Origin of the sequence: Streptomyces mutomycini, from assembly GCF_001700505.1 — a bacterium.
GTDB lineage: Bacteria > Actinomycetota > Actinomycetes > Streptomycetales > Streptomycetaceae > Streptomyces > Streptomyces mutomycini.
Map to the genome: position 1 here is coordinate 670 of NZ_MAPV01000164.1, position 1,346 is coordinate 2,015.

The 1,346-nt window shown below is 64.4% G+C and carries 1 protein-coding gene and 3 pseudogenes; 3 read left to right on the top strand and 1 reads right to left on the bottom strand.

The window, feature by feature from the left end; translation table 11 throughout:
- Positions 1-548: pseudogene (locus BFF76_RS34020) on the bottom strand (hypothetical protein); the annotation flags it as partial.
- A 92-nt stretch (positions 549-640) separates the two neighbouring features.
- Between BFF76_RS34020 and BFF76_RS34025 the strand changes: the two are divergent.
- The 3 genes and pseudogenes from BFF76_RS34025 to BFF76_RS34035 form a co-directional block, all read left to right on the top strand.
- Positions 641-831: pseudogene (locus tag BFF76_RS34025) on the top strand (4'-phosphopantetheinyl transferase); the annotation flags it as partial.
- A 2-nt stretch (positions 832-833) separates the two neighbouring features.
- Positions 834-1,234 (top strand): annotated as a pseudogene (locus BFF76_RS34030) (4'-phosphopantetheinyl transferase family protein); the annotation flags it as partial.
- A partial coding sequence (locus BFF76_RS34035; protein ID WP_244167329.1) for a DUF5988 family protein occupies positions 1,231-1,346 on the top strand: 116 nt, incomplete at its 3' end. The pseudogene BFF76_RS34030 and the gene BFF76_RS34035, both read left to right, overlap by 4 nt.

A 1,346-nucleotide genomic window follows, 5' to 3' on the forward strand; every position in this document is an offset into this window, starting at 1 on the left:
ACCGCGGTCTTCCCGCCGACGCTCGCGTCGACCTGGGCCAGGAGTGAAGTCGGCAGATGGATCACCGGAACACCGCGGTGGTAGAGCGCGGCCGCCAGGCCCACCGAATCGGTGGTCGTTCCGCCTCCGCAGGAGACCACCGCGTCCGTCCTGGTCAGTCCGAACTCGGCGAACCGGCGGCAGAGCTCCTCCACCGTTGCCAGCGTCTTGTCGGCCTCGCCGTCCTTCGCCTCCAGCGTCAGCGCCGGCACTCCGGGATCCGGCACCCAGGTGCTGGGCCTCGCGGACACGATGACGACCCGCGCCGCGCCGGTCTCGGCCACCACCTCGGGCAGTGTGTGACGCACGCCTGGGCCGATCCGCACGGAGTACGACCGCGCACCGAGCGGCACATCGATCCGCCGGAATTCCTGGGGCATGTCCTTGCTCCTCGTCGTCCGTACGCAGGCAGCCACGGCCGCAGCATGAACCACGCGCTCGCGCCCGCAGCTCAGGTTTGCATGAATGCAGGGGTTTCGACACGTAAATAGGGGTGAGAGATCGAACATAGGGGTGTCGCCTCCGACGGAGGAGAAATACGCTTCACGAAATCCTCCCCTGTGGTTGCAGAACAATCACCGGCCTGGAACGGGTGAAAGCGATGATTGGGCAGTTGCTCGCAGCGGAAATCGCTTCGCACGAGGTGTTCACGGATCCACCGGAGGCCACGCTTCTTCCCGAGGAGGAGGTACTCGTTCGCGATTCCGTGGATTCCCGGCGCCGCGAATTCACCACGGGACGTCATTGTGCCCGCATGGCGCTCGCCCGCCTCAAGTTCCCGTCGGACCGGCCNNCGGACCAGCCACTGCCGGACGGCGTCCTCGAGGCCGTGGCGCTTCCCCGGGAGGTGACAAGGACGAAGGAACTGCTTCGCAACTTTCCCGGCGTGCACTGGGACAGGATGCTTTTCAGTGCGAAGGAAAGCGTTTATAAGACCTGGTTTCCGCTCACCCGTCGTCCACTTGGATTCGAAGACGCCCTCATCGAGATCGATCCGGAAGCCGGAACGTTTTCCGCACATATTCTTCCGCAAGGTGTCCGCGGTATCCGTAGTGCCCCTGAGGGATTCACCGGCCGCTGGATCGCCGGGAACGGTCTTGTGGTCACGGCAATCACTGTGCCGGCCACAGAGCGATCCCTCGACCTGAACCCCGACCGAAAGCCTGACATTCACCGAGGAGTAAGTACCGCATGAGCATCGCCGAGCCCAATGTCATTCTCCGGGGTGGTCCTTCCACCTATCTGTCCGAAGAGCAGCGTATTCGCCACGTGGAGCGGCTGGACGAGAAGTTGAAGCTCCCCCGGGG